This window comes from Nocardioides soli, assembly GCF_014191495.1.
GTDB classification, from domain to species: domain Bacteria; phylum Actinomycetota; class Actinomycetes; order Propionibacteriales; family Nocardioidaceae; genus Nocardioides; species Nocardioides soli.
Genome location: NZ_JACHWR010000001.1, coordinates 383,055 through 407,829, shown reverse-complemented (window position 1 = coordinate 407,829; position 24,775 = coordinate 383,055). Strand labels below are relative to the sequence as shown.

General features: G+C 73.2%; 25 protein-coding genes. 15 read left to right on the top strand and 10 right to left on the bottom strand.

Going from position 1 to position 24,775, the window contains the following annotated elements:
- Positions 1-50 precede the first annotated feature (50 nt).
- Complete coding sequence (locus tag FHU40_RS01970; RefSeq protein ID WP_183590609.1) at positions 51-638, top strand: hypothetical protein; 588 nt, start codon at positions 51-53, stop codon at positions 636-638.
- Here the strand turns inward: FHU40_RS01970 and FHU40_RS01965 are convergent.
- On the bottom strand, positions 602-3,298 hold the full coding sequence (locus tag FHU40_RS01965; RefSeq protein ID WP_183590608.1) for a winged helix-turn-helix domain-containing protein: 2,697 nt from the start codon (positions 3,296-3,298) through the stop codon (positions 602-604). The two genes, FHU40_RS01970 and FHU40_RS01965, sit on opposite strands and share 37 nt — an antisense overlap.
- Before the next feature lie 323 nt (positions 3,299-3,621).
- Here FHU40_RS01965 and FHU40_RS01960 point away from each other — a divergent pair, with 323 nt between their 5' ends.
- Entirely contained in the window at positions 3,622-4,197 is a 576-nt protein-coding gene (locus FHU40_RS01960; protein WP_183590607.1) for a TMEM165/GDT1 family protein, read from the top strand.
- Positions 4,198-4,220: 23 nt separating this feature from the next.
- Here FHU40_RS01960 and FHU40_RS01955 read toward each other — a convergent pair whose 3' ends face one another.
- Together FHU40_RS01955 and FHU40_RS01950 are read right to left on the bottom strand one after the other, a co-directional pair.
- Complete coding sequence (locus FHU40_RS01955) at positions 4,221-4,760, bottom strand: hemerythrin domain-containing protein (RefSeq protein ID WP_183590606.1); 540 nt, start codon at positions 4,758-4,760, stop codon at positions 4,221-4,223.
- A gap of 21 nt (positions 4,761-4,781) precedes the next feature.
- Entirely contained in the window at positions 4,782-5,222 is a 441-nt protein-coding gene (locus FHU40_RS01950; protein WP_183590605.1) for an OsmC family peroxiredoxin, read from the bottom strand.
- A 72-nt stretch (positions 5,223-5,294) separates the two neighbouring features.
- On the opposite strand from FHU40_RS01950, the gene fdxA reads away from it, so the two are divergent.
- The 3 genes from fdxA to FHU40_RS01935 all read left to right on the top strand — a co-directional run bounded on the left by fdxA (position 5,295) and on the right by FHU40_RS01935 (position 8,090).
- Positions 5,295-5,636 (top strand): ferredoxin, encoded by a 342-nt coding sequence (gene fdxA / locus FHU40_RS01945; protein ID WP_183590604.1) that lies wholly within the window; start codon positions 5,295-5,297, stop codon positions 5,634-5,636.
- A 13-nt stretch (positions 5,637-5,649) separates the two neighbouring features.
- Entirely contained in the window at positions 5,650-6,351 is a 702-nt protein-coding gene (locus tag FHU40_RS01940; protein WP_183590603.1) for a helix-turn-helix transcriptional regulator, read from the top strand.
- A 95-nt stretch (positions 6,352-6,446) separates the two neighbouring features.
- Entirely contained in the window at positions 6,447-8,090 is a 1,644-nt protein-coding gene (locus tag FHU40_RS01935; RefSeq protein WP_183590602.1) for an Ig-like domain-containing protein, read from the top strand.
- A gap of 31 nt (positions 8,091-8,121) precedes the next feature.
- On the opposite strand, the gene FHU40_RS01930 is transcribed toward FHU40_RS01935, so the two are convergent.
- Positions 8,122-9,198 (bottom strand): LCP family protein, encoded by a 1,077-nt coding sequence (locus FHU40_RS01930; protein WP_183590601.1) that lies wholly within the window; start codon positions 9,196-9,198, stop codon positions 8,122-8,124.
- Between the two features lie 164 nt (positions 9,199-9,362).
- Here FHU40_RS01930 and FHU40_RS01925 point away from each other — a divergent pair, with 164 nt between their 5' ends.
- Positions 9,363-10,844, top strand: a complete 1,482-nt coding sequence (locus FHU40_RS01925; protein ID WP_281374554.1) for a DNA-3-methyladenine glycosylase 2 — start codon at positions 9,363-9,365, stop codon at positions 10,842-10,844.
- Position 10,845: 1 nt separating this feature from the next.
- Positions 10,846-11,325: a methylated-DNA--[protein]-cysteine S-methyltransferase gene (locus FHU40_RS01920; RefSeq protein ID WP_183590600.1), complete on the top strand. Its 480-nt coding sequence runs from the start codon at positions 10,846-10,848 to the stop codon at positions 11,323-11,325.
- Between the two features lie 607 nt (positions 11,326-11,932).
- Here FHU40_RS01920 and FHU40_RS01915 read toward each other — a convergent pair.
- Positions 11,933-12,655, bottom strand: coding sequence for an IclR family transcriptional regulator (locus FHU40_RS01915; protein ID WP_183590599.1), 723 nt, complete (start codon positions 12,653-12,655; stop codon positions 11,933-11,935).
- A gap of 117 nt (positions 12,656-12,772) precedes the next feature.
- On the opposite strand from FHU40_RS01915, the gene leuC reads away from it, so the two are divergent.
- The 3 genes from leuC to FHU40_RS01900 all read left to right on the top strand — a co-directional run bounded on the left by leuC (position 12,773) and on the right by FHU40_RS01900 (position 15,754).
- Entirely contained in the window at positions 12,773-14,188 is a 1,416-nt protein-coding gene (leuC, locus tag FHU40_RS01910; protein WP_183590598.1) for a 3-isopropylmalate dehydratase large subunit, read from the top strand.
- Between the two features lie 24 nt (positions 14,189-14,212).
- Entirely contained in the window at positions 14,213-14,821 is a 609-nt protein-coding gene (gene leuD, locus FHU40_RS01905) for a 3-isopropylmalate dehydratase small subunit (RefSeq protein WP_183590597.1), read from the top strand.
- Positions 14,822-15,118: 297 nt separating this feature from the next.
- Positions 15,119-15,754, top strand: a complete 636-nt coding sequence (locus FHU40_RS01900; protein ID WP_183590596.1) for an HU family DNA-binding protein — start codon at positions 15,119-15,121, stop codon at positions 15,752-15,754.
- Between the two features lie 54 nt (positions 15,755-15,808).
- On the opposite strand, the gene cofC is transcribed toward FHU40_RS01900, so the two are convergent.
- Positions 15,809-16,444 carry a 2-phospho-L-lactate guanylyltransferase gene (gene cofC / locus FHU40_RS01895; RefSeq protein WP_183590595.1) on the bottom strand — a complete coding sequence of 212 codons (636 nt, stop codon included), beginning with the start codon at positions 16,442-16,444 and terminating at the stop codon, positions 15,809-15,811.
- A 92-nt stretch (positions 16,445-16,536) separates the two neighbouring features.
- Here cofC and FHU40_RS01890 point away from each other — a divergent pair, with 92 nt between their 5' ends.
- Both FHU40_RS01890 and FHU40_RS01885 read left to right on the top strand, forming a co-directional pair.
- Positions 16,537-17,316 (top strand): lysophospholipid acyltransferase family protein, encoded by a 780-nt coding sequence (locus FHU40_RS01890; protein WP_343057676.1) that lies wholly within the window; start codon positions 16,537-16,539, stop codon positions 17,314-17,316.
- Entirely contained in the window at positions 17,313-18,326 is a 1,014-nt protein-coding gene (locus FHU40_RS01885; protein ID WP_183590594.1) for an NAD(P)H-dependent glycerol-3-phosphate dehydrogenase, read from the top strand. The genes FHU40_RS01890 and FHU40_RS01885 overlap by 4 nt, the downstream gene beginning before the upstream one ends.
- Before the next feature lie 174 nt (positions 18,327-18,500).
- On the opposite strand, the gene FHU40_RS01880 is transcribed toward FHU40_RS01885, so the two are convergent.
- Positions 18,501-19,586 carry a trans-sulfuration enzyme family protein gene (locus FHU40_RS01880; RefSeq protein WP_183590593.1) on the bottom strand — a complete coding sequence of 362 codons (1,086 nt, stop codon included), beginning with the start codon at positions 19,584-19,586 and terminating at the stop codon, positions 18,501-18,503.
- 31 nt (positions 19,587-19,617) lie between these two features.
- Here FHU40_RS01880 and FHU40_RS01875 point away from each other — a divergent pair, with 31 nt between their 5' ends.
- Complete coding sequence (locus FHU40_RS01875; protein ID WP_183590592.1) at positions 19,618-20,739, top strand: D-alanine--D-alanine ligase family protein; 1,122 nt, start codon at positions 19,618-19,620, stop codon at positions 20,737-20,739.
- Between the two features lie 15 nt (positions 20,740-20,754).
- On the opposite strand, the gene FHU40_RS01870 is transcribed toward FHU40_RS01875, so the two are convergent.
- Positions 20,755-21,252 (bottom strand): DUF3515 family protein, encoded by a 498-nt coding sequence (locus tag FHU40_RS01870; RefSeq protein ID WP_183590591.1) that lies wholly within the window; start codon positions 21,250-21,252, stop codon positions 20,755-20,757.
- A gap of 30 nt (positions 21,253-21,282) precedes the next feature.
- On the bottom strand, positions 21,283-21,519 hold the full coding sequence (locus tag FHU40_RS01865; protein WP_056149245.1) for an Lrp/AsnC family transcriptional regulator: 237 nt from the start codon (positions 21,517-21,519) through the stop codon (positions 21,283-21,285).
- A 111-nt stretch (positions 21,520-21,630) separates the two neighbouring features.
- On the opposite strand from FHU40_RS01865, the gene FHU40_RS01860 reads away from it, so the two are divergent.
- The gene (locus FHU40_RS01860) at positions 21,631-22,593 is read left to right on the top strand and encodes a thiamine-phosphate kinase (protein ID WP_183590590.1); all 963 of its coding nucleotides are present in this window, start codon (positions 21,631-21,633) and stop codon (positions 22,591-22,593) included.
- 150 nt (positions 22,594-22,743) lie between these two features.
- Here the strand turns inward: FHU40_RS01860 and rpmB are convergent, their stop codons facing one another.
- Positions 22,744-22,929: a 50S ribosomal protein L28 gene (rpmB, locus tag FHU40_RS01855; RefSeq protein ID WP_011756723.1), complete on the bottom strand. Its 186-nt coding sequence runs from the start codon at positions 22,927-22,929 to the stop codon at positions 22,744-22,746.
- 183 nt (positions 22,930-23,112) lie between these two features.
- Here rpmB and FHU40_RS01850 point away from each other — a divergent pair, with 183 nt between their 5' ends.
- Complete coding sequence (locus FHU40_RS01850; RefSeq protein ID WP_183590589.1) at positions 23,113-24,768, top strand: DAK2 domain-containing protein; 1,656 nt, start codon at positions 23,113-23,115, stop codon at positions 24,766-24,768.
- The last annotated feature ends 7 nt before the right edge of the window (positions 24,769-24,775 follow it).

The window sequence follows — 24,775 nt, the reverse complement described above, 5'->3', positions numbered from 1 at the left end:
ACACGATCCCGGCACGCCTCGATACGACCACCCGGTGGGGGTGAGCCCACATGCCTGACGAGCCGCGCCGCGAGGACGAGCCCGACCTCGACCTGCTCGAGTACGTCCTCGTCTCCGCGCACGCCGCCGAGGGACTCGCGCCGGTCGCCGAGGCGGTGGCCCGGCTGGTGCGCGACGGATCGATCCGGCTCCTGGACGCCGTGCTGCTCGTCCGTGAGGGTGGCGCCGCCCGGGTCGACTCGGTGTCGCCCACCGACCACGAGAGGCTCGCGGGACTGATGACCGTCACCGAGGGGAGCGTGCTCCTGAGCCCCCACGACATCGAGCTCGCCGCGGTGACGCTGGCGCCCGACGAGACCGCCCTGCTGCTGCTCGTCGAGGACAGCTGGGCCGGGGCGCTGTCCGACGCCGCGCGCGAGGGTGGCGCCCGGGGGATCACCGGCGAGCGGATCGCGCGGGACCGGGTGCTGCGCTCGCTGGCTCGCGCGGGCCCGACGGATCTGATCGTCCGAGGCCCCGGCACCGCGCCCCTGATCGACCAGGTGGCGCAGGTGCGTCAGCTCGCGCGGCTCGTGGAGCGGGGACTGCTGCCGCTGGACCGCTACGAGGTCCAGCGGCGGCGGGTGCTGGGCGGCTGAACGGTCCGGCGCAGACCGGTCACCGTGCGCGCGACCTCGGCCGCCTCGGCCCGCGAGGTGCAGTCGAGCTTGCGGTAGATCACCTTGAGGTGGAACTTCAGCGTGTTGATCGTGATGAAGAGCTCGTCGGCGATCTCGCGCAGCGTCAGTCGGCTGGGCAGCATCCGCAGCACCTCGAGCTCGCGCTCGGTCAACTCCTCGACGAGGCCCAGCGGCGTGCTGACCGCCGTCTCCGCCGGGCCGACGCGGCGGAGCCGGTCGAGCCAGTGCTGCGGGGCGTGCCAGGCCAGCCGCTCGATCGCCTCGAGGACGTCGGGCCCCTCGGCCGCGACCGTCTCGACCAGGCCGTGGCTCGCGGCCAGGCGCACCGCGTCGAGCAGGTGGGCCTCGGCCTCCGGTGCGGACCCGGCCACCCGGAACTGCAGCAGGCCCTGCAGGACCCGATGCCGCACGCAGCCGGGCTCGGCCGTCTTCAGTGCGTCGGCCGCGCCGCCCAGGTCGCCGGCGGCGAGGTGGAGGCGGGCCGCGACCATGCCGGTCCAGAACGGGTCGACCACCTGCCCCGACCAGGCGTACGCCGCATCGAGGTCGCCGGCCGCCAGGCTCAGCAGCGTGCCGATGCGGCCCAGCCGGGTGCGGGCACCCGGCCCCGGCATCTCGACCTCGACGAGCTCGGTGGCCCGGCCGAAGGCCGACTCAGCACCCTCGAGGTCGCCGTCCGCCAGCCGTGCCTGGGTGAGCTCGAGGTGCGCCAGCAGCTGGCAGTGCGGGCCCGGCTCGATCCGTGCCTCGGAGAGCTCCAGGAGGATCGGCAGCGCGGTCGCGGCGTCGCCGAGCTCGCGGCGCGCGATCGCCTCCGCCGTCAGCGCCTCGGTGCGCAGGATCGTCATGCTCCCGTGCGCGGTGGCGTGCCGGGCCCCGGCAACGAGCCGGAGCGCGTCGTCGGGGTGGCCGGAGAGCGCCTCGCCGAGCGCCCGGCTCCCCTCGAGTGCGATCCGCCGCTCCGGAGTGACGCTGAGCGCCCGGATGATCTCGCGCGCCTCGTGGCCGGCGTCGTCCCACCGCTCGGAGAGGGCCACGTCACGGGCGATCACGTTCCACGCGAACTGGCCGAGCGGGTCGAGCCACCACGATTCGCCGAGGCTCTCCAGCGCCGAGCGGGCCAGGGAGGCGCCGTCGTCCCAGTGGCCCCGGAGGGTGGCGGCCACCGACTCGAGCACCTCCATGCGCGCACCCCACACCGGGTCCACGTCGAGGTCGTCGCGGACCAGCCGCCCGAGGCCGTCGACGAGGGCCGCGAAGCGGCGCCGGTCGACGAGCAGGTGGCACCAGGCGAACTCCATCATCGCGTCGACGCCGTCGGCGATGACCGCGTCGGGCAGGGCCGCGATCGTTCGCTGGATCGTGCTCTCCTGGCCGCTGTCGTAGAGCGCCGGCGCCTGCGCGGCGAGCAGGCGCAGTGCCTCGCGGGGACGCTCCGCGCGCACCCAGTGATCGAGGGCGGACGCCGTCTGCCCGTGCGCCTCGTGCCAGGCGGCCGCCTGCGCGTGGAGCTCGGCGAGCCGCTCGGGGGAGCGCTCCGCGAGCACGGCGAGCAGCGTCTCGCGCACCAGGTCGTGCATCTCGAACCCGTGCGGCTCGGTGCGCGTCAGGAACAGGCCGCGCTGCTCGGCCAGGGCCAGCAGGTCGACGGCGTCGGTGCGGTCGGCCAGCCGGCGCGCCAGGTCGGGGTCGACGTGCTTGACGACCGCGGTCGCCAGCAGCACGTCGACCACGTCGGGCCGCTCGTTGACGAGCACCTCGTGCCAGACGTAGTCCGCGAGGTGGAGGCGCTCGTCGTCCTGGCTCGGCAGGTAGCGCCGGCCCCGGGCCTGTGCGGAGCGGGCGCCGAGTGCGGCCAGCTGGATGCTGGCGGCCCAACCGCCGGCCCGGGTCGCCACCTCGGCCACCACGTCGGGGTCGAGCGAGGGTGCGAGCCGCGCCAGCATCGCGGTCGCCTCCTCGAAGGAGAACCGCAGCTCCGGGAAGTACACCTCGCCCAGCTGGCCGCGCGCCCGCAGGCGGTGCACGGGCAGCGGCGGCGTACGCCGGCTGGCCACCACCACGTGCAGCCACGCGGGCAGGTGCTGGACGAAGTGGGAGAGGGAGGAGACCACCGGCTCGACCTCGTCGAGGACGTCGAGGTCGTCGATGACCAGCACCCTCGGTGGGTAGTCCCGCGCCTCGAGGTCGTCGAGCAGCGCGCCGACGGCCTCGAGGAGCAGCTGCGGCCGGTGCAGCAGGTCGGTGGTCGACGCGGCCGCCTGCGGGGCGATCCCCTCGAGGGCGGCCAGGACCGCCCGCCAGAACTGCGCGGGGTCGCGGTCGTCCTCGTCGATGGTGAGCCAGGCGAGCGGGTGCCGGGTCTCGGCCGCCCAGCTGCGCAGCAACGACGTCTTGCCCGAGCCGGCCGGCGCGACGACCAGCGTGAGCGGCGCGTCGACCGCCCCCTCCAGGAGCGCGTGCAGCCGCGGCCGCGGCAGCAGGTACGCCGGGTTCACCGCCGGCCGCAGCTTCGCCTGCCGGACGGCGGAGCGCCCGGCGCGGGACTCGCCGTCGAGCGGGTCGGTGCGGTCGACCGGGGCGGGGGCGCGCTGGTCTTCCTCGGACAGGGCTCCCACCCCCTCGACGTGACAGTCGGGCACTCCAGAGTGCCACGGCCCGGACGCGTTGGCGATGACCCGTTTCGGGGGAGATCGCCCGACCGCCGCGCGCCCGTTGGGCGGCACGCCGCCGCAGGGGATATAGTCGTCGGCGAAAGGGAGTAGTCCCCAACAGCCGTGTCGACATGCTGGCCCCCGGGCCCGGCGCGGAGGGCCACCGAGAGGTGGCGGACGAGACTTTCGACCAGTTCGCGCACCCCTGTGAGGTTTGCGCCTGGTCGAAGGGTCCTCCCCGACACGGGTAGCGCTCCTCCGGCCGGGCCGGAGAGGACCCGATCCCCGTGTACGCCTTCCTGCTGAGCACCGCCGTGATCTTCGTGGCGGAGCTGGGCGACAAGAGTCAGCTCATGGCGATGACCTTCGCCGCCCGCTATCGGGCCCGCGACGTACTGATCGGCATCACCGCGGCCACCGCGCTGGTCCACCTGGCCTCGGTCGGCATCGGCTACTTCATCGGCGACGCCTTCTCCGAGTACCAGAACTGGATCGGGATCATCGCCGGTGTCGCCTTCCTGGCGTTCGCGGCGTGGACCCTGCGCGGCGACGAGCTCACCGAGGACGAGGCCAACAAGGCCCGCGGCGCGACCGGGGCCGCCATCCTCGCCGTCGGCACGGCGTTCTTCCTCGCCGAGCTCGGCGACAAGACGATGCTGGCCACCATCACCCTCGCCACCCAGGAGGGCTGGCTCGGCACCTGGATCGGCAGCACGCTCGGCATGGTCGCCGCCGACGCGCTCGCGATCGTCGTCGGCGCCGTCCTCGGCAAGAAGCTGCCCGAGAACGTCATCAAGTACGGTGCCGCCGCGCTGTTCGCGCTCTTCGGCATCGCGCTGATCGTCGACGGCATCCTCGCCTGACCGACGACCGCGGCCGGGGAAGGTCAGGCACCCGTCGACCACGGCGGCGTCAGGCCGGGCGTCGCCGGGTCACCGGTGCCGGCGTCGTGGCACGTCCAGCCGTCGGGCATCGCACCGGAGGCGAGAGCGGCGGCGAGTGCCGCCGCCTCGTCCGCGCGGAGCAGCGGCGTCTGCGGGTAGATGACCGGCTCCTCCTTCTCGTTGTGCCGGTCGAGCATGGCGAGCAGCTCGAGGCACAGCGCCTGGGTCCGCTCCCGCGCCCGGGGCGAGTCGCCACCGGCCTGCGCCTCGGCGACCGACTCGGCGATCGCGTCCATGGTGCGCCACAGCTCGCCGTGCTCGCGCAGCATCACCGTCACCGGCATCATCAGGGCGCCGCGGCTCAGCGGCGGGAAGAGGTGGACCTCCTCCAGGTAGATGTGGCGGCGCAGGGTGGCGAGCCCGCCGAGCACGAGGTCCGGGTCGAGCTCGCCATCCTGCAGGTGCTCGACGAAGCCCTCGACGGCGGCGTCGATCGCGCGGTGCTCGCGGGTCAGGGTCTCGACGATCGACTGCGTGGTCATGGCCGCGCCCCGGTCGCTTGCCTAGTCGAGGCCGGCATCGACGGTGATCTCGGCGGCCGCGAAGAGCCGAGACACCGGGCAGAGGACGGCGGCCTCGTCGACGACGGCGGCGAACCGGTCGGCGTCCAGGCCGGGCACCCGGGCGCGCACCAGGAGGGCGGAGGTGGTGATCGTCGGGACGCCGTCGACGTCGTCGAGGCTGACCGTGGCGTCCACCTGCAGGCGCTCGGGAGGCGTGCCGTTCTCGCCGAGGCGGAGGGCGAGCGCCATCGAGAAGCACGAGGAGTGCGCGGCGGCCGCGAGCTCCTCCGGGCTGGTCCGCCCGTCGGGTCGCTCGGTGCGCGACGCCCAGGTGGACTCCAGGCCGTCCAGAGCGGTGCTGCTGGAGCTGGTGAACCGCCCCCGCCCGCTCCCGAGCGGGCCCTCCCACGTGGTCTGTGTCGTGCGTGCGGCGATGCTCATCTGGGCTCCTGGACTGGTCGGGCGCGGCCGTTTCCGCAGTTTCTACAATAGGGCATTGTGTAAACTCGGTCCATGACGTACGTGATCGCCCAGCCCTGCGTCGATGTGAAGGACCGGGCCTGTGTGGACGAGTGTCCGGTCGACTGCATCTACGAGGGGCAGCGCAGCCTCTACATCCAGCCCGACGAGTGCGTGGACTGCGGCGCCTGCGAGCCGGTGTGCCCGGTCGAGGCGATCTACTACGAGGACGACCTGCCCGCGGCGTGGGAGCCCTTCCTCGACGACAATGCGGCGTTCTTCCACGAGGCGCTGCCGGGTCGGCCGGCGCCGCTCGGTTCGCCCGGCGGTGCGGCCAAGCTCGGTGCCTTCGACGTCGACACGCCGCTGGTGGCCGGGCTGCCGCCGCAGGGCTAGGGTCGGCGAGACCATGGCCGCTCCCGCTCACGACCCCCCGCCTGACGCTCCCTCCGACGCCACGCCGGGGCGCCGGGACGCCGTGCTGGGCGTGCTGCGGGCGTCCTCGGCACCGCTGAGCATCGCCGAGATCGCCGAGCGGCTCGGGATCCACACCAACACGGCCCGCTTCCACCTGGAGTCGCTGGAGCGCCGCGGCCAGGTCGAGCGCGCGGCGCCCGCGCAGCGGGTCCCGGGCCGGCCGCCGCTGCTGTTCCGCGCCGTGCCGCGGATGGACCCCGAGGGCCCACGGCACTACCGCCTGCTCGCCGAGGCGCTGGCCGACTCGCTGGCCGACTCGCTGAGCGGTGTGGCGGCCGCTCGTGAGCGCCTCGTCGAGGCGGGACGCTCCTGGTGGCGGCGCAGCAGCTCCCGGTTCGCCGACGTGCGCCGGCCCGGGCCGCGGCAGTCGGTCGACGGCCTGGTGACGGTGCTGGACGAGCTGGGCTTCGCGGCCGAGCCGCTCGAGGGCGACGTGCCGCGGATCGGGCTGCGCAGCTGCCCGTTCCTCGAGCTGGCCACGAGCCGGCCGGAGGTCGTCTGCCCGGTGCATCTCGGGCTGATGCTGGGGGCGCTGGAGGAGTGGGAGAGTCCGCTCACCGTGGAGCGGCTGCAGCCCTTCGCGGAGCCGGACCTCTGCGTCGCTCACCTGGCCGCGGACGCGGACGCACGATGATCCGGACGGTTGCCGTCCGATACTGACCCTCCTTTGGCGTGGTTGCGGCTCGTTCGGATCCCGGGAGCGGCGGTCGCGGGCTAGGTTTCCGCGACATGAGCGCGCTGGAGAGCCGAGGACGAGGCCTGCCCACCACGAGACGGAGAGGCGGTGTCCGCCGGCTCCTCGCCGCCGGAGCGACGGGCGCGTTGGCCCTCGGCGCCCTGGTCGCGGTGGCGCCCACGGCCGGGGCGAGCGAGTGCTCGTCGCAGACCGGCGGCAGCAACGACTGGGTGATGTGGACCGGCGGCGGCTTCACCTGCGGCTACCAGGCCAAGAGCGGGAAGAAGAAGATCGGGTCGTTCAACACCCAGACCTGGACGCACAGCACCGCACTCGGCTACACCAAGCGCGACCACCGGTGGAAGCAGACCGGCGGGGTGAAGGTCTCCTACATGTACTACGGCAGCGACCTCGGATCGTCGATCACGTTCACGGCGTTCAACAGCGAGGACGGGTCGCGGCACTGGGGAGCCACGACCATCTGGAACACCGCCAAGGGCGGCACGGTCTCCAGCAGCCAGTACAAGGGCGACGACTACGAGTACAAGACCAACCGCTTCCACGTCTCGAAGATCTCCGTGACCGGCGCCAGCACGACGACGCCGGGCACACCCGCGTCGTACTCGGTCAAGGTCACCGACCCCGACGGCGGCACCACGCCGGGCGGCACGATCGCGCTGCTGCTCCAGCCGGGCAGCAAGCCGGACCCCACGAAGTCCGACTGCGACGGCAAGGTCACCTCGCAAGGGACCGACACCGGGCTCGCCCAGGGCGCCCTCTCGGGTGGCACGGGCACGTTGAAGACCCCCGGCCTCGCCGCCGGTACCTACACGCTGTACGCCGTGTACGCCGGCAGCGTCAACAGCAAGGGGCGCCCGCTCTACTGCGACTCGCCGTCCAAGGAGGGCCTGACGGCGGCGCAGTCGTCGAGCTGGACCCTGACCGTCACGCCGGCCGCGCGCACCGCCGCCGGGAGCGCCGTGCTGAGCGCCCCGGGCGAGACCGTCACCCCGGACGCCGACGTCCCCGGGCTCCGACGGGCCGGAGCGACGCCGCCGCTGGTCGTCGTCGACCGTGCCTACGTCGCCGGCCCCCGCGGCGGCGCCCCGGCCCGGAGGCTGGCCTGCCCCGCGGCGTGGGTGCCGGTGCAGGTCAACGCCTCGAGCCCGACGCGGGTGCTCCCGGAGCAGCTGTTCGCCGGCACCGGGACGAAGCAGGGGATCCCGGCCGGCACCGTCCCGGCCGGGACCAGGGTCGACGCCCAGGTGGTCTGTCGGCGCGGCACCGCCGGCGTGCGCACCCTCGGCCGGACGGTCCTGGGGAGCGCCCGCACGGACCGGCTGACGACCCGACGCCCGGACAGCACGGTGCTGGCCGGGCGGGGCGACGACCACGTCGTGGTCAGCACCCGGGGCAGCGCGGCGTTCGGCTTCACCGGCGCCGACCGGATCGTGGTGACCGCGGCGCGCGGCGCCGCGCACGGTGGTCCCGGTGCCGACGTCCTGGTCGCCCGGACGCCGGGCACGGTGCTGCTGGTCGGCGGGAGTGGGCCCGACCGCCTGGTCGGGGCCGCCGGCCGGACCCTGATCAACGCCCGCGACGGCGCCGGCGGCGACCACGTCGTCTGTCGCAGCGCGGCCAACCTGGTGCTGGCCGACGCGGGCGACCGGATCGAGGGGCCCTGCACGGTCCGGTAGCCGCGTCGCGGGGGACCGGTCGAGGGAGGACTCAGTCGCAGAGGCCGTTGGCCGCGGCCTCCTCCTTCGACCCGCTCGGGTTGCGGCCACTGATCGCGCCGCGACCCAGGGAGCCGAGGGGCTCGTCGTCGCGCACCTTCTGCCACAGCTCGTCGGCCTCGGGCGTGAGCTGGAGCCGGCCCCAGTTCGGGCTGTCGGTCGGGAAGTCGGTGGTCGGCGCGGTGACGAAGCGGATCTTGTCCAGGTCGGCCTTGCGCAGCGACGAGGCGAGGTCGACGAGCTCGCCGACGCTGGCGATCTCCGGGTTGGTCTGGATCGAGCCGGCGAGGGCGCTGGCGAAGCGCAGCAGCTTGTCGGGGCGGGTCAGCGTCTCGGCGGACATCACCCGGTTGAGCATCGACGCGATGAACGCCTGCTGCCGCTTCATCCGGCCCAGGTCGGCGTTCGGGGTCGAGGTGCGCTGGCGGACGTAGGCGAGCGCGTCGTCGCCGTGCAGCTTCCGGGTGCCGGCGGCGAGGTGGATGTTGTGCTCCGGATCGTCGATGTCCGACGGGATGCAGACCTCGACCCCGTCGAGGGCGTCGACCATGTCCTTGAAGCCGGCGAAGTCGACGACGATGTAGTCGTCGACGTAGATGCCGGTCACCGACTGGACCTGCGCCACCGTGCAGGTGGGGCCTCCGACTGCCAGCGCCTCGTTCCACATCGCTCCGGCGGCCGCCGGGACCGTCGTGCCGTCGACCTCGCACTCGGGCCGGTCGACGAGCGTGTCGCGCGGGATCGAGATGCCGTAGGCCGTGCGCCGACCGTCGGCCACGTGCAGCAGGATCGTCATGTCGGAGCCGCCGAGGCCACCCTCCTTGTCGATGCCGCAGCCCTCGCAGTCGCGGGTGTCGGTGCCGATGACGAGCATGTTGAACGCGCCGGTCGGCAGCTTCGGCTCCGGCCGCGCGAACTCGTGCGGGATCGGGGCGCCCTCGTCGATCTTGCTGTCGACGTGGTTGTAGGCGAAGACGACGCCCGCCCCGGTGAGGAGTGCGACGACCAGCTCGGCGACGACGATGACGGCCATCACGGTGCGACGCTGCCGACGGCTCGCCTTGGTCACGGCGGACCCTCCCTCTCCCCGAATTCCCGGTTTCCGCTCGGAACCGAGAACCACGCTGTGCGCGGAGCCTACGCCTGTCCTCGTGACCGGTGGTCCGCCGAGCCCTGACGGCGGTGTCCGATTCCCGCGAGTAAGGGTCGGCGGGGTTAGGCAGGATAGGAGGCATGAACCCGACTCCCGACCTGCGGCTCGACCCCGAGTCCTGTTATCGCGCGGTGAAGTCGCGGGACCGCCGCTTCGACGGGGTCTTCTACACCGCCGTCCGCACCACCGGCATCTACTGCCGCCCGTCGTGCCCGGCCCGCACCCCGGCCCTCCACAACATCACCTTCCACCCGAGCGCCGCCTCGGCCCAGGCCGCCGGCTACCGCGCCTGCAAGCGCTGCCTTCCCGACGCCACGCCGGGCAGCCCCGACTGGGACGTCGCCGCGACGGCCGCCGGTCGGGCGATGCGGCTGATCGCCGACGGCGTGGTCGACCGCGAGGGCGTCGAGGGCCTCGCCGACCGGGTCGGCTACACCTCGCGACACCTCGGCCGGATCCTCACCGCCGAGCTGGGCGCCGGGCCACTCGCGCTCGCCCGCGCCCGGCGCGCCCAGACGGCACGGGTGCTGATCGAGACCAGCGACCTGACGTACGCCGACATCGCGTTCGCCGCCGGGTTCTCCAGCGTCCGGCAGTTCAACGACACGATCCGCGAGGTCTACGACTCCTCGCCGACCGACCTGCGCGGCCGGCGCGGCGGCCGGCCGGCGACCGGCGTCGTCACGATGCGGCTCGCGGTGCGCACGCCGTACTCGGGCCGGGCGCTGCTCGACTTCCTGGCGCTGCGTGCGGTGCCGGGCGTCGAGGCCGCGGGGGAGGGCTGGTACGCCCGCACTCTCGTGCTGCCACGCGGCACCGGCACGGTGCGGCTGGAGGTCCCCGACGAGCTCGAGTCCAACCGCACCGCCTTCGTCACCGCGACGTTCGCGCTCGAGGACCTGCGCGACACGAGCGCGGCGACCGAGCGCGTACGCCGGCTGCTCGACGCCGACTGCGACCCGGTGGCCGTCGCCGACGCGTTCGCCGGCGACCCGGTGATCGGGCCGCTCGTGCGGGAGTGGCCGGGGCTGCGCGTACCGGGCCACGTCGACGGGCACGAGATCGCGGTGCGCGCCGTGCTCGGCCAGCAGGTCAGCGTCGCCGGGGCGCGCACGACCGCCGAGCGGCTGGTGGCCGAGCACGGCCGTCCGCTGGCCCGGCCGGTCGACGGGCTCACCCACCTCTTCCCGGACGCGGCGACGCTCGCCGGGCTCGACCCGGAGGACCTGCCGATGCCGCGCGCCCGCGGCCGCGCGCTGATCGAGCTGTGCGCGGCGCTCGCCGACGGCACGATCGCGCTCGACCGCGGACCCGACCGCGACGACGTACGCCGGGCGCTGCTGGCGATCCCCGGCATCGGGCCGTGGACGGCCGACTACGTCGCGCTGCGCGCGCTCGGCCATCCGGACGTCTTCCTGCCGACCGACGTCGGCATCCGCAACGCGCTGCGCAGTCTGGGGCGGGACCCGGTCGAGGCGGTCGGCCTCGCCGAGGGATGGCGCCCCTGGCGGTCGTACGCGCAGATGTACCTCTGGCAGACTCACAACCCGAAGGAGCACTGACATGTGGACCGTGATGGAGTCGCCCATCGGCCCCCTGCGCCTCGTCGAGCACGACGGCGCGATCACCGCGATCGAGTTCTCGCCGTTCCGCGACTCGGACGGCCGGCCGCGCGGGCAGCAGCAGGACGACCACCCGCTGCTAGTCGAGGCCGCACGCCAGCTCACGGCGTACTTCGACCGTGATCTCAAGGAGTTCGACCTGCCGCTCGCCCCGGAGGGCAGCGCCTTCCAGAAGCGGGTGTGGGCGCAGCTGCTCGGCGTCGGCTGGGGCGAGACCGCGTCGTACGGCGAGATCGCGCACCGACTCGGCATGACCAACGCCGCCTCGCGCGCCGTCGGCCTCGCCAACGGCCGCAACCCGATCCCGATCGTGATCCCGTGCCACCGGGTGATCGGCGCCAACGGCACGCTCACCGGCTACGCGGGCGGGCTCGAGCGCAAGCAGCTGCTGCTCAACCTGGAGGCGGACTCGCTCTTCTGAGCCCCGGTGGTTGAGGAGGTTGCGCTAGCAACCGTCTCGAAACCCGGTAGGACGAAAGTCGGCCTCGACCCCGACAATGGTTTCGAGACAGGCGCAGAACGCCTTCCTCAACCAGCGATCAACCAGGGATCGTGGTCACTCGGCAGCCGCCCGGCGCAGCGACTCCGAGAGCCGCTCGAGCGCAAGCAGCTGCTGCTGAACCTGGAGGCGGACTCGCTCTTCTGAGCCCCGGTGGTTGAGGAGGTTGCGCTAGCGACCGTCTCGAAACCCGGTAGGACGAAAGTCGGCCTCGACCCCGACAATGGTTTCGAGACAGGCGTAGAACGCCTTCCTCAACCAGCGATCAACCAGCGATCAACCAGGGATCGTGGTCACTCGGCAGCCGCCCGGCGCAGCGACTCCGAGAGCCGCTCGAGCGCAAGCAGCTGCTGCTCAACCTGGAGGCGGACTCGCTCTTCTGAGCCCCGGTGGTTGAGGAGGTTGCGCTAGCAACCGTCTCGAAACCCGGTAGGACGAAAGTCGGCCTCGACCCCGACAATGGTTTCGAGACAGGCGTAGAACGCCTTCCTCAACCAGCGATCAACCAGCGATCAACCAGCGATCGTGGTCACTCGGCAGCCGCCCGGCGCAGCGACTCCGAGAGCCGCTCGGCGGCGGCCAGGACCGCGGGGGCGTGCATCCGGCCGGGCTGGCGGGAGAGCCGCTCGAGCGGACCGGAGACCGAGACGGCCGCGATCACCTTGCCGCCGGGGGAGCGCACCGGTGCGGAGACCGACGCGACGCCCTGCTCGCGCTCGCCGACCGACTGCGCCCAGCCGCGGCGGCGTACGCCGGAGAGTGCGGCCGCCGAGAACGTCGAGCTCTGCAGCCCGCGGTGCATCCGCTCGGGGTCCTCCCACGCGAGCAGGATCTGGGCGGCAGAGCCGGCGCGCATGGTCAGTTGGGAGCCGACCGGGATCGTGTCGCGCAGGCCGCTCGGTCGCTCGGCGGCCGCGACGCAGACGCGGTGGTCGCCCTGGCGGCGCCACAACTGGGCGGACTCGCCGGTGATGTCGCGCAGGCGGGCGAGCACCGGGCCGGCGGTGGCGAGCAGCCGGTCCTCGCCGGCGGCGGCGGAGAGCTCGGCGAGCCGGGGCCCGAGCACGAAGCGGCCCTGCATGTCGCGGGCGACCAGGCGGTGGTGCTCCAGGGCGACCGCCAGGCGGTGTGCCGTCGGTCGCGCCAGCCCCGTGCCGGCGACCAGACCGGCGAGCGTCGCCGGTCCGGACTCGAGGGCCGTGAGCACGAGAGCGGCCTTGTCGAGGACGCCGACGCCACTGGAGTTGTCCATATGGCAATACTGCCGTCTCAGATCATGGGATGCAAGGGCTAGGGTGGTCGACGCGCGGAAATCCGTGCGCGCGCCGACTGCGGTGTCGGTCGCGAGTCGCGATGGAGGGAGTGAGTCATGGGCAGGACCCTGGCGGAGAAGGTGTGGGACGAGCACGTCGTCCGGTCGGTCGACGGGGAGCCCGACCTGCTCTTCATCGACCTCCACCTCATCCACGAGGTGACCTCACCCCAGGCCTTCGACGGCCTCCGCCTGGCGGGCCGCCGGGTGCGTCGGCCGGACCTCACCCTCGCGACCGAGGACCACAACGTGCCGACGATCGACTGGGACAAGCCGATCGCCGACCCGATCTCGCGCACGCAGGTCGAGACCCTGCGCAAGAACTGCGAGGAGTTCGGCGTCCGGTTGCACTCGCTCGGCGACATCGAGCAGGGCATCGTGCACGTGGTCGGACCGCAGCTCGGCCTGACCCAGCCCGGCATGACGATCGTGTGCGGCGACTCGCACACCTCGACGCACGGCGCGTTCGGCGCGATCGCCCACGGCATCGGCACGTCGGAGGTCGAGCACGTGCTGGCGACGCAGACGCTGCCGCAGGCCCGCCCGAAGACGATGGCGGTGACCGTCAACGGTTCGCTGCCCGAGGGCGTGACGGCCAAGGACCTGATCCTCTACCTGATCACCCAGACCGGCACCGGTGGTGGCCAGGGCTACATCGTGGAGTACCGCGGCGAGGCGATCCGCGAGCTCTCGATGGAGGGCCGGATGACCGTGTGCAACATGAGCATCGAGTGGGGCGCGAAGGCCGGCATGATCGCGCCGGACGAGGTGACCTACGCCTACCTCAAGGATCGCCCCGAGTCGCCGAAGGGCGCCGAGTGGGACACCGCGGTGGCGCACTGGCGGACGCTGGTGACCGACGACGACGCGGTCTTCGACCGCGAGATCGTGATCGACGCCGCTGACGTCACGCCGTGGGTCACCTGGGGCACCAACCCGGGCCAGGGCGCGCCGCTGGGCGGCAGCGTCCCGGCGCCGACGGACTTCGACGACGAGATCGACCGCGTCGCGGCCGAGAACGCCTTGCGCTACATGGCCCTCGAGGCCGGCACGCCGCTGCGCGACGTGCGGGTCGACACGGTCTTCGTGGGCTCCTGCACTAACGGTCGCCTCGAGGACCTGCGCACCGCCGCCGAGGTCATCAAGGGCCATCGGGTCGCCGACGGCACCCGGATGCTCGTCGTGCCGGGCTCGGCCCGGGTGCGCCTCGAGGCCGAGGCCGAGGGTCTCGACCTGGTGTTCAAGGAGGCCGGCGCCGAGTGGCGCGGCGCGGGCTGCTCGATGTGTCTGGGCATGAACGCCGACACGCTCGCGCCCGGCGAGCGCAGTGCCTCGACGTCCAACCGCAACTTCGAGGGCCGCCAGGGCAAGGGCGGTCGCACCCACCTCGTCTCGGTGCCGGTCGCCGTCGCGACCGCGGTCCGCGGCACCCTGTCCTCGCCCGCCGACCTCGCGCCGGCCGCGGCCCGCTGACCCGACGACCAGAGGGAGAACGTCATGGAGAAGTTCACGACCCACACCGGCGTCGGCGTCCCGCTGCGGCGCAGCGATGTCGACACCGACCAGATCATCCCCGCCGAGTACCTCAAGCGGGTCGCGCGCACCGGCTTCGAGGACGGCCTGTTCGCCGCCTGGCGCAACGACCCGTCGTTCGTGCTCAACAACCCGGCGTACGCCGTGGGGTCGGTGCTGGTGGCCGGCCCCAACTTCGGCACCGGCTCCTCGCGCGAGCACGCGGTCTGGGCCCTGCAGAACTACGGGTTCAAGGCCGTGCTGTCGCCGCGCTTCGGCGACATCTTCCGCGGCAACTCCGGCAAGGCCGGCCTGCTCGCCGGCCGTGTCGACGAGAAGGTCGTGCAGCGCCTGTGGGACTACCTCGAGGCTCACCCCGGCGCGGCCGTCACCGTCGACCTCGAGTCGCGCACGGTGACCGCCGGCGAGGGCCCCGACCGCATCGAGGACTCCTTCGACATCGACGACTACACGCGGTGGCGTCTGCTCGAGGGTCTCGACGACATCGGCATCACCCTGGGCCACGAGGCTGACATCGCGGCCTTCGAGGCGACCCGGCCCGGCTGGAAGCCGGCCACGCAGAAGGTCGGCTGACCTTCACCAACGACACGGCCGATGCCGAGATTTCCCTGTCCTGGTTGGGAAATCTCGGCATCGGTCGATTTCGGCCACCTTCTCCCGAGCGGCCCGGATCGGTGGCAAACACCCGCTGCTGAGCGGTTCTGAGCCTGCCCGAGCGGGGTCTGCCCGACTCCGGTGCGACAAATTCATGGCGAAAAACACCGAGCAAAACACCCTGTGGTGATTGTGAGTGCGGCCCCGTTTACCTAGCGTGCATTGGAGAAAGTCGAGCATGGGCTCGACCACAAGCGTTCATTGGAAGGGAAGACAGTGAACAAGTCAGAGTTCATCGAGGCGCTCTCCGCCCGTTTCGACGGGAACAAGAAGGCCGCGGCCCACGCCCTCGAGTCCGTGCTCGACACGATCACCCGCGAGGTCACGAAGGGCGAGAAGGTCGCCATCACCGGCTTCGGTTCGTTCGAGAAGCGGATCCGTGAGGCCCGCTGGGTGCGCAACCCCCAGACCGGCGCGCGCATCAAGGCGAAGAAGACGGCGGTGCCGAAGTTCACCGCCGGTGCCGACCTGAAGAACGTCGTCTCGGGCGCCAAGAAGCTCCCGAAGCTGACGCTGGCCGCCGCTCCGGCCGCGGCCAAGAAGGCCACGGCGACGGCGAAGAAGGCCGCTCCGGCCAAGAAGGCGGCGCCCGCGAAGAAGGCGGCTCCGGCGAAGAAGGCCACCGCCACCAAGGCCACGGCCAAGAAGGCGGCGCCCGCCAAGAAGGCGCCCGCCAAGAAGGCCGCGACGAAGAAGGCGGCGCCCGCCAAGAAGGCCACCGCCAAGAAGACCGTGGCCAAGAAGGCGCCCGCCAAGAAGGCTCCGGCCAAGAAGACCGTGGCCAAGAAGGCTCCGGCCAAGAAGACCGCGACGAAGAAGGCCACGGCGAAGAAGACCGCCAAGAAGGCCTGACGCAGCGCGTCATCGACGAACGGGCCGTCACTCTGCGGGGTGGCGGCCCGTTCGTCATGTCGCGAGCACCGCGACCGAGGTGTTCGGTCCCAGGCCGAGGCCGGTCGCGTCGGCGAGGTCGTCGGCGTCGTCGACGTCACGGCGCACCGAGGCCGGGGCGTCGGCGACCTCCAGCGCGCCCGCGGCGAGGTGTGCGGCGCGCGAGCGCGGTCCGAACCGCGGGTCGAAGCGGTCGTGCCCGGCGGCGTACATCGTGGTGCCGATGCCGGCGGCGTCGGGCACGAAGTGGGGGCGATCGTCCGGCAGCCCGGTCAGGACGGCGTCCAGGTCGCCCGATCGCAGCGCCGGGAGGTCGGCGCAGACCGCGACCGGGACCAGACCGGGCCAGCGGCGGTGCGCCTCGGCCGCCGCCTGGCGCAGCGTGCCGTTCAGGTCGCCCGAGACGCCGTCGGGGATCGCCGCGCAGCCGAGCGCGGAGAGCGCCCGGGAGAGGTGGGCGTCGTCGGTCACGACCAGCACCTGGCCCACGCGCTCGGCGCGCAGGCAGGCCAGCACCGTGTCCTGGGCGAATGCCTCGGCGAGCCGGCGGCGTACGTCGGCCTCGAACGTCGCGAGGCGCGACTTGCCGATGGCGGGTGGCTTGACGGGGACCAGGACGGCGTACCGCTGGAGGGGCTGGGGTGCGGACATCACTCCGATCCTGTCAGGCCCGGTGCCGGCCGGCGGCGCCGCGTCCGCGTCGCAGACCGGGACCGGGGCACCCGAGCGAGTAGCCTGCGCACGTGGTCGTTCGCAGGATGCAGGAGAAACGCAACTGGGCCTGGCGCTTCGCCGAGCCCATCGTGCGGGGCGCGCTGTTCGCCACCACCACCCACGAGTGGGTCGGCGGGGAGAACATCCCGGCGTCCGGTGGCTGCATCATCGTGCTCAACCACGTGTCGCACGTCGACCCGCTGCTGGCGGCGCACCTGGTCTACGACCACGGCCGGCTGCCGCACTACCTGGCCAAGTCCGGGCTCTTCAAGAACAAGGGGCTCGCCTACTTCCTCACCGCCGCAGGTCAGATCCCGGTCGAGCGACTCAGCCGCAACGCCGCGGGCGCGTTCGACGCCGCGGTCGCCGCGGTGCGGGAGGGCAAGTGCGTCGTGGTCTACCCCGAGGGGACGATCACCCGCGACCCGGGCGGGTGGCCGATGACCGGCAAGTCCGGAGCGGCGCGGATCGCTCTCGAGACCGGCTGCCCGGTGATCCCGGTGGGGCAGTGGGGTGCGCAGCAGCTGCTCGCGCCGTACGCCAAGCGGCCCGACTTCTTCCCACGCAAGAAGGTCACGATGCTGGTGGGGGAGCCGATCGACCTCGCCGACCTGGCCGCCGAGCCGCGCTCGATGCCGGTGATCCAGCGGGCCACCGACCGGATCATGGCGGCGGTCACCGCGCTCGTCGAGGAGGTGCGCGGCGAGCAGGCGCCAGCCGAGCGCTTCGACATGAGGAAGGCGGGGGTCCGCGAGACCGGGAACCCGAACAAGCCCGAGCACCAGACCCCACGGGAGGAGCCGTCGTGACCGGTTCGCACGGCAAGATCGCTGTCTTCGGCGCCGGCTCCTGGGGTACGGCGTTCTCCATCGTGCTGGCCGACGCCGGCAACGACGTGACGATCTGGGCACGCCGCGAGGAGGTCGCCGCGACCATCAACGATCGGCGCCAGAACACCGAGTACCTCCCGGGGATCGAGCTGCCGCCCGTCATCCAGGCGACCCACGACGTCGAGAAGGCGCTGCACGGGGCCGACGTGGTCGTGCTGGCCACGCCCTCCCAGTCGCTGCGCGCGAACCTGACCCAGTGGGCGCCGTACGTCGAGCCGGGTGCGGTCTTCGTGTCGCTGATGAAGGGCGTCGAGCTCGGCACGCTGGAGCGGATGAGCCAGGTGATCGCGGAGATCACCGGCGCCGGCCCCGAGCGCATCGCGGTCGTCAGCGGCCCCAACCTCGCCAAGGAGATCGCCCGCCGCGAGCCCGCGGCGTCGGTGGTGGCGTGCGCCGACGAGGAGGTGGCCAAGCGGATCCAGGCCCGGGTGCACTCGCCGGCGTTCCGGCCCTACACCAGCGTCGACGTGCTCGGCTGTGAGCTCGGCGGCGCCTACAAGAACGTCGTGGCGCTGTCGGTCGGCATGGCCGTCGGGCTCGGCTTCGGCGACAACACGACCGCCTCGGTGATCACCCGCGGCCTGGCCGAGACGGCCCGCCTGGCGATGGCGCTGGGTGCGAACCCCCTGACCCTGATGGGCCTCGCCGGCCTCGGCGACCTGGTCGCCACCTGCTCCTCGTCGCTGTCGCGCAACCGGACCTTCGGCGAGAAGCTCGGCCAGGGCCTGACGACCGAGGAGATCATCGCCTCCACCCGCCAGGTGGCCGAGGGCGCCAAGTCGTGCTCGTCGCTGCGGGCGCTGGCCGCGCGCACCGGCGTCGACGCCCCCGTCGCCCAGTACGTCGACGAGGTCATCGCCGGCCGGATGACGGCCCAGCAGACGATGGACGCCTTCATCGCCCGCGACACCAAGGCCGAGACCGACTGAGCCGGTTCGCCGGGGGCTTCGAGGCTCGTCGCTGGCGCTCCTCGCACCTCAACCAGCGGGGCCCGGGGGTTTCGAGGCTCGTCGCTGGCGCTCCTCGCACCTCAACCGCCGAGCACGGTGGTTGAGGTGCGAAGGCGCTCTGGCGCCTGAGCCTCGAAACCACCGCAGGCGGGCTCACCCCAGGTCGTCGAGCGCCTTCGCCAGGTCGGCCCAGAGGTCCTCGACGTCCTCGACGCCGACGGAGAGCCGCACCAGGCCCTCGGGGATCGTCGCCGGCTCCGCCTTCCACCGGCGGCGCCGCTCGAACGTCGACTCGACGCCGCCGAGCGAGGTGGCGTGCACCCACAGCGAGGTCGTGCGGCACAGCAGGTCGGCGGCGAGCGTGCCCTCGGCGAGCACGATCGCCACGATCGCGCCGAAGCCGGGGTAGCGAACCTGGCTGACGGCGGGGTGGCCCTCGAGTCGGCGGACGAGCTCCTGGGCGTTCTGCTGGGCCCGCTCGACGCGCAGGTGCAGGGTGCGCAGGCCGCGGGCCGCGAGCCAGGCCTCGAGCGTGCCGGGGACGGCGCCGAGCATGTCGCGACGGCCCTTCAGCACGGCGTACAGCTCGTCGTCGGCGGTGACGACCGCGCCGAGCAGCGCGTCGCTGTGGCCGGCGAGGTACTTCGTGGCCGAGTGGACGACGATGTCGGCGCCCATCGTCAGCGGCCGCTGGTTGATCGGCGTCGCGAAGGTGTTGTCGACCACGACGTGCGCACCGGCCGCCCGCGCGGCGGCGGCGATGGTCGGGATGTCGGCCACCTCGAGCGCCGGGTTGGTGGGGGACTCCAGCCACACCAGCGCGGAGTCCTCGACCGCGCCGACGACTGCCGCGGTGTCGGTCACGTCGACCAGCTTGGTGCGGACCCGGCCTCGGCCCTCCAGGTCGGCGAGCTCGAGGAGGGTGCCGTTGTAGGCGTGCGCGGGCGCGATCACGAGCGCGTCGTGGCCGACCAGGTCGAGGACCGTCGTGACCGCGGCCATGCCGCTCGAGAAGGCCAGGGCGCGGCCGCCCTCGAGCGCGCCGAGGGTCACCTCGAACGCCTCCCAGGTCGGGTTGCCGTAGCGGCCGTACTCGACGTCCCCACCCGCGACGTACGTCGAGGCCATCGTGATCGGCCGGTTCAGCGGCTGGTCGGGCTCGCGCGCCGGCCGACCGGTGGTCACGGCGATGGTGGCGGGATGCAGCGACGGTTGCGGGGCGCGCGGGTCGTCGGTCATGCGTCCAAAGTAGATGGATAGGGTCGTGCCGATGAACTCCCCCTCCCGCAAGCGTCGCGTCGCAGTCGTCTTCGGCGGCCGGTCCAGTGAGCACGCTGTCTCCTGCATCACCGCCGGCAGCGTGCTCGCCGCGATCGACCGCGAGCAGTACGAGGTGGTGCCGATCGGCATCGCGACCGACGGTCGCTGGGTGCTGGAGTCCGGCGACCCGGAGCGGCTGCGGATCCGGGGCCGCGACCAGCTGCCCTCCGTCGACGGCGACCGGGCGACGATCGCGCTCGCGCCGGAGGCGAGCTCGACCGGTCTGGTCGTGACCGAGCCGGCGCAGCCCCCGCGCACACTCGGCGACGTCGACGTCGTCTTCCCGCTCCTGCACGGGCCCTGGGGCGAGGACGGCACCATCCAGGGCATGCTCGAGATGGCCGGGGTCCGGTACGTCGGCGCGGGTGTGCTCGCGTCGGCGGTGAGCATGGACAAGGCCCATATGAAGGTGGCGCTCGCGGCCGCCGGGCTGCCGGTGCTGCCCTCGGTGACCGTGACCGCGGCGGAGTGGCAGCGCGACGCCGCCGGCTGCCGGGCGCGGGCCGCCGGGCTGGGCTACCCGCAGTTCGTGAAGCCGGCCCGGGGCGGCTCGAGCCTGGGGATCTCCAAGGTCCACGACGCCGCCGAGCTCGATCAGGCGGTCGAGGAGGCCTTCCGCTACGACCCGAAGGTCCTCGTCGAGACGGCGGCCGTGGACGCCCGCGAGATCGAGTGCGGCGTGCTCCAGGCGCTGGACGGGACGCCGGAGACCTCGGTGCCCGCGGAGATCCGGATCAGCGGCGACCACGAGTTCTACGACTTCGCGGCCAAGTACCTCCCCGAGGAGCACACCGAGCTCGACGTGCCGGCCGACCTGCCGGACGACGTGGTCACGCGGCTCCGCGAGCTCTCGGTGCGGGCCTTCGAGGCGGTCGGCTGCGAGGGCCTGGCCCGGGTCGACTTCTTCCTGCTGCCCGGAGGCGACCTCGTCGTCAACGAGATCAACACGATGCCGGGCTTCACCCCGACGTCGATGTACCCGCGGATGTGGGCGGCCTCGGGCGTCGACTACCCCGCGCTGGTCGACCGCCTGATCAGGCTGGCCCTCGCGCGCGACACCGGCCTGCGCTGACAGCCGACCGGCTGCCTAGCGGCAGCGGCCGGTCCTCTCGAACTCCCGGGCGATCACCTGCGTGAGGGCGCCGATGGCGTTGCCGAACCCGTCGGGCCGGTAGTCCGCGGGCAGCTGGAGCTCGACGCGGGGGCGGTAGTTGAGCTCGGTGGCGGTCACGTCGACGTCCTCGTCGCCCTCCGCGGCCGCGGCCAGCACCTCGTCGGGCACGTACCAGCCGGCGTCGTCGACCTGCACGCACGAGGCTCCCAGGTCGTACCCGGCCGGCTCGCCGACCCCGCAGGTGACCACGATCGCCGGGTCGCCCCAGGCGGCGCTGTACGCCGTGTCGCCGGTCGTCTCGCGCCGCTCCTGGCCGGCGAGCGAGTCCGGCAGCTCGGCGACGAGGCGACGGCAGTCCGCGGCCGCGGAGCCCGAGAGGGCGGGCGCGTCGATCTCGACCGGACCGCTGGAGCAGCCTGCGGTCAGCGCGACCGCCGCGCACACGACGACGCCCCGTGCCAGTAGCGACACGGGGCGTCGGGACCTGGAGTGATCGGGCACTCAGATGTGCACGACGGGGCAGGTCAGCGTGCGGGTGATCCCGTCGAGGTTCTGCACCTTCGAGACCACGAGCTTGCCCAGCTCGTCGACGTTGCGGGCCTCCGCGCGCACGATGACGTCGTAAGGACCGGTGACGTCCTCGGCGAGGGTCACGCCCTTGACCTGGGCGATCGCGGAGGCCACCTCGGCGGCCTTGCCGACGTCGGTCTGGATCAGGATGTACGCCTGGACGACCATCGCGCTCTCCCTCGGGTTGGTTGCGTGCGGGAGGCCCCAACCTACCGCGCGCTCCGCGCCTGCCGGTAGGTGCCGCGGGTGCTGGACACCGGCGTCTGGTGGGATGGGCACATGGCCGCACGCACCCCGTTCCCGCCCGACGCAACGCTCGCCGACGCGGGGGAGTTCGGGTTGATCTCGGCGCTGGTCGACCTCTTCCCGCAGGGGGAGCAGGTGCTGGTCGGGCCCGGTGACGACGCGGCGGTGCTGCGCATCCGCAACGGCCACGTGGTGGTCTCGACGGACCTCCTCGTCGAGGGCCGGCACTTCCGTCGCGACTGGGCCAGCGCCGAGGACGTCGGTCACCGGGCCGCGGCCCAGAACCTCTCCGACATCAACGCGATGGGCGGCCGGGCCACGTCGCTGACGATCGGGCTCGCCGCGCCGGCCGAGCTGCCGGTGCAGTGGGCGCTCGACTTCGCCCGCGGCTTCGCGGACGAGTGCGCGCAGGTCGGCGCCAGCGTCGTGGGCGGCGACCTGACCCGCTCCGACCAGATCGTGATCGCGGTGACCGTGCTGGGTGGCTGCACCCAGGCGCCGGTGCTGCGCTCGGGAGCCCGGCCGGGCGACGTCCTCGCGATCTGCGGCCGGCAGGGCTGGTCCGCCGGCGGCCTGGCGGTGCTCGGCCGGGGCTTCCGCTCGCCGCGGGTGCTGGTCGAGGCCTACCGCCGCCCGGAGCCGCCGTACGACGCCGGGCGGATCGCCGCCGAGGCCGGCGCGACCGCGATGATCGACGTCTCCGACGGCCTGCTGGCCGACGCCGGCCACGTCGCCGACGACTCCGGCGTCGCGATCGACGTGCACGCCTCGGCGTTCGACGTGCCGGAGCCGCTGCACGCCGTGGGTGCGGCGCTCGGCGCCGACCCGATCCAGTTCATGCTCAGCGGGGGCGAGGACCACGCCCTGCTGGCGACCTTCGCCTCGGTGGACGCCGTCCCGGCGGGCTGGGCCGTGATCGGCTCGGTCGCGGCCGGGTCGGGCGTGACCGTGGACGGCGCGCCGTACGAGGGCCCCACCGGCTGGACGCACTTCTGAGTCGACTGTTCAGGGCAGAACCGGAGCTCTTCGGGCGATGCTTCGGCCCAACAGTTCCGGTTTCCCCGGTGGACCGGGGAAACCGCCGCCCCCGCCAACGCGAAAAGGCCCCGACCGGATCCGGTCGGGGCCTCGCGGTGGTACGTCAGGTCAGCGGGTGACCTTGCCGGCCTTGAGGCAGCCGGTGCAGACGTTGAGGCGCTTCGGAGTGCCGTTGACGGTCGCCCGGACACGCTGGATGTTGGGGTCGAAGCGACGCTTCGTGATCTTGCGCGACCACGGCCGGTTGTTGCCGAAGCCCGGCTTCTTGGCGCAGATGTCGCAGACGGCAGCCACGAGGTACTCCTGAAACGAATCGATTGGTCAGACGGGTCGAGGGCCCGCGGACGGGCAACCGCACAAGAGTATCGGACCACCCCGCGGACGCGGAAATCGTGCCACTGCCACTAGCCTGTGGCACTCATCTCCCCGCGGAGCCGCACCGGGGCTCCAGGGCAGTCTCCCCGATCGAGGACGGCGATGGAAACTCCGCGCGGCGGCGTCATCACGGTCGAGGTCGTGCTCCGCTTCGTCGACCTCGCGACCGACGCCCTCGCCGACGCGCGCGAGGAGATCGACGCGCTCAACGTCTTCCCGGTGCCCGACGGGGACACCGGCACGAACATGTACCTGACCGTCTCCTCCGGGCGGGACGCGATCCGCGACGCCGTCGAGGCGGATCCGGGCGTCGACGTCGGCACCGCGCTCGCGACGTTCAGCCGCGGCGCGCTGCTCGGTGCCCGCGGCAACTCCGGCGTGATCCTCAGCGAGATGCTCGGCGCGATCGCGCGCCGGATCTCCGAGGCGGCCCCCGACCAGCGCAACGCCGCGGTGATGGCCGAGGCGCTGGCGTGCGCCGCCGACGCGAGCTACGCGGCGGTCGGTACGCCGATCGAGGGCACGATGCTCAGCGTGATCCGGGCCGCGGCCGATGCGGCGGTGGCCGTGGTCCGCGACTCCCGGACCCGGTCTCGCGACGTGTTCGCCGTCGCCGCGGCGGCGGCGCGGGAGGCGCTGGCCCGGACACCGGAGCAGCTGCCCGCCCTCGCGGCGGCCGGGGTCGTCGACGCCGGCGGCCGCGGGGTCAGCGTGATCCTCGACGCGGCCGAGACCGTGCTGACCGGCCGCCGGCCGGTGCCGGTCACGGCCCCGCTCGGCACCCGGCAGATCCCCGTGCCCCAGCCCGCGCCCGGCGCCGACCTGAGCCCGGACGGACCGTCGTACGAGGTGATGTACCTGCTCGACGCCGGCGACGACGCGGTGCCCACGCTCCGCGAGACGCTGGCCGGGCTCGGCGACTCGCTCGTGGTCGTGGGCGGCGAGGGGCTCTGGAACGTCCACGTGCACGTCGACGACGTCGGCGCCGCGATCGAGGCCGGGATCGCCGCCGGCCGCCCGCACCGGATCCGGGTGACGCACTTCGCCGAGCAGATCGCGGCGGCCCGGACCGTCTCCACGCGCCAGGGCCGGCGGGTGATCGCGGTGTCGGCCGGCCCCGGCCTCGCGGCGCTGTTCGAGGAGGCCGGCGGGGTCGTGGTCGGCGGCGGCCCCGGCCAGCGGCCCTCCACCGGTGAGCTGCTCGAGGCGATCACCGCCTGCGGCGCCGCCGAGGTCGTGGTGCTCCCCAACGACGCCGACACGGTGCGCGTCGCCGAGATCGCGGCGCGCACGGCGGAGGCCGATCTCGGCGAGGCGATCCGGGTCACGGTGATCCCGACCCACGCCCAGGTCGTGGGGCTGGCCGCGATCGCGGTGCACGAGCCCGGGCGCGCGTTCGACCAGGACGTGCTCGAGATGACCGCGACCGCGCGCCACGCGCGGCAGGGGGCGGTCACCGTCGCGGCCAAGCAGGCGATGACGATGGCGGGGCCGTGCGAACCGGGCGACGTCCTCGGCGTGATCGCCGGCGACTTCGCCGTCGTCGGCGCCGACCTCTACGCCGTCGCGACCGACGTCCTGGAGCGGCTGCTCGCCGGCGGCGGGGAGCTCGTCACGATCGTCGCGGGCGCGGAGGACGTCGAGGGTGCGCTCGCGACGCGGTGCGCGGCGTACCTGGAGGAGCGGCACCCCGCTGTCGACGTCGTGGTGTACGACGGAGGCCAGCCGCGCTACCCGCTGCTGATGTCCGTGGAATGAGAGCACC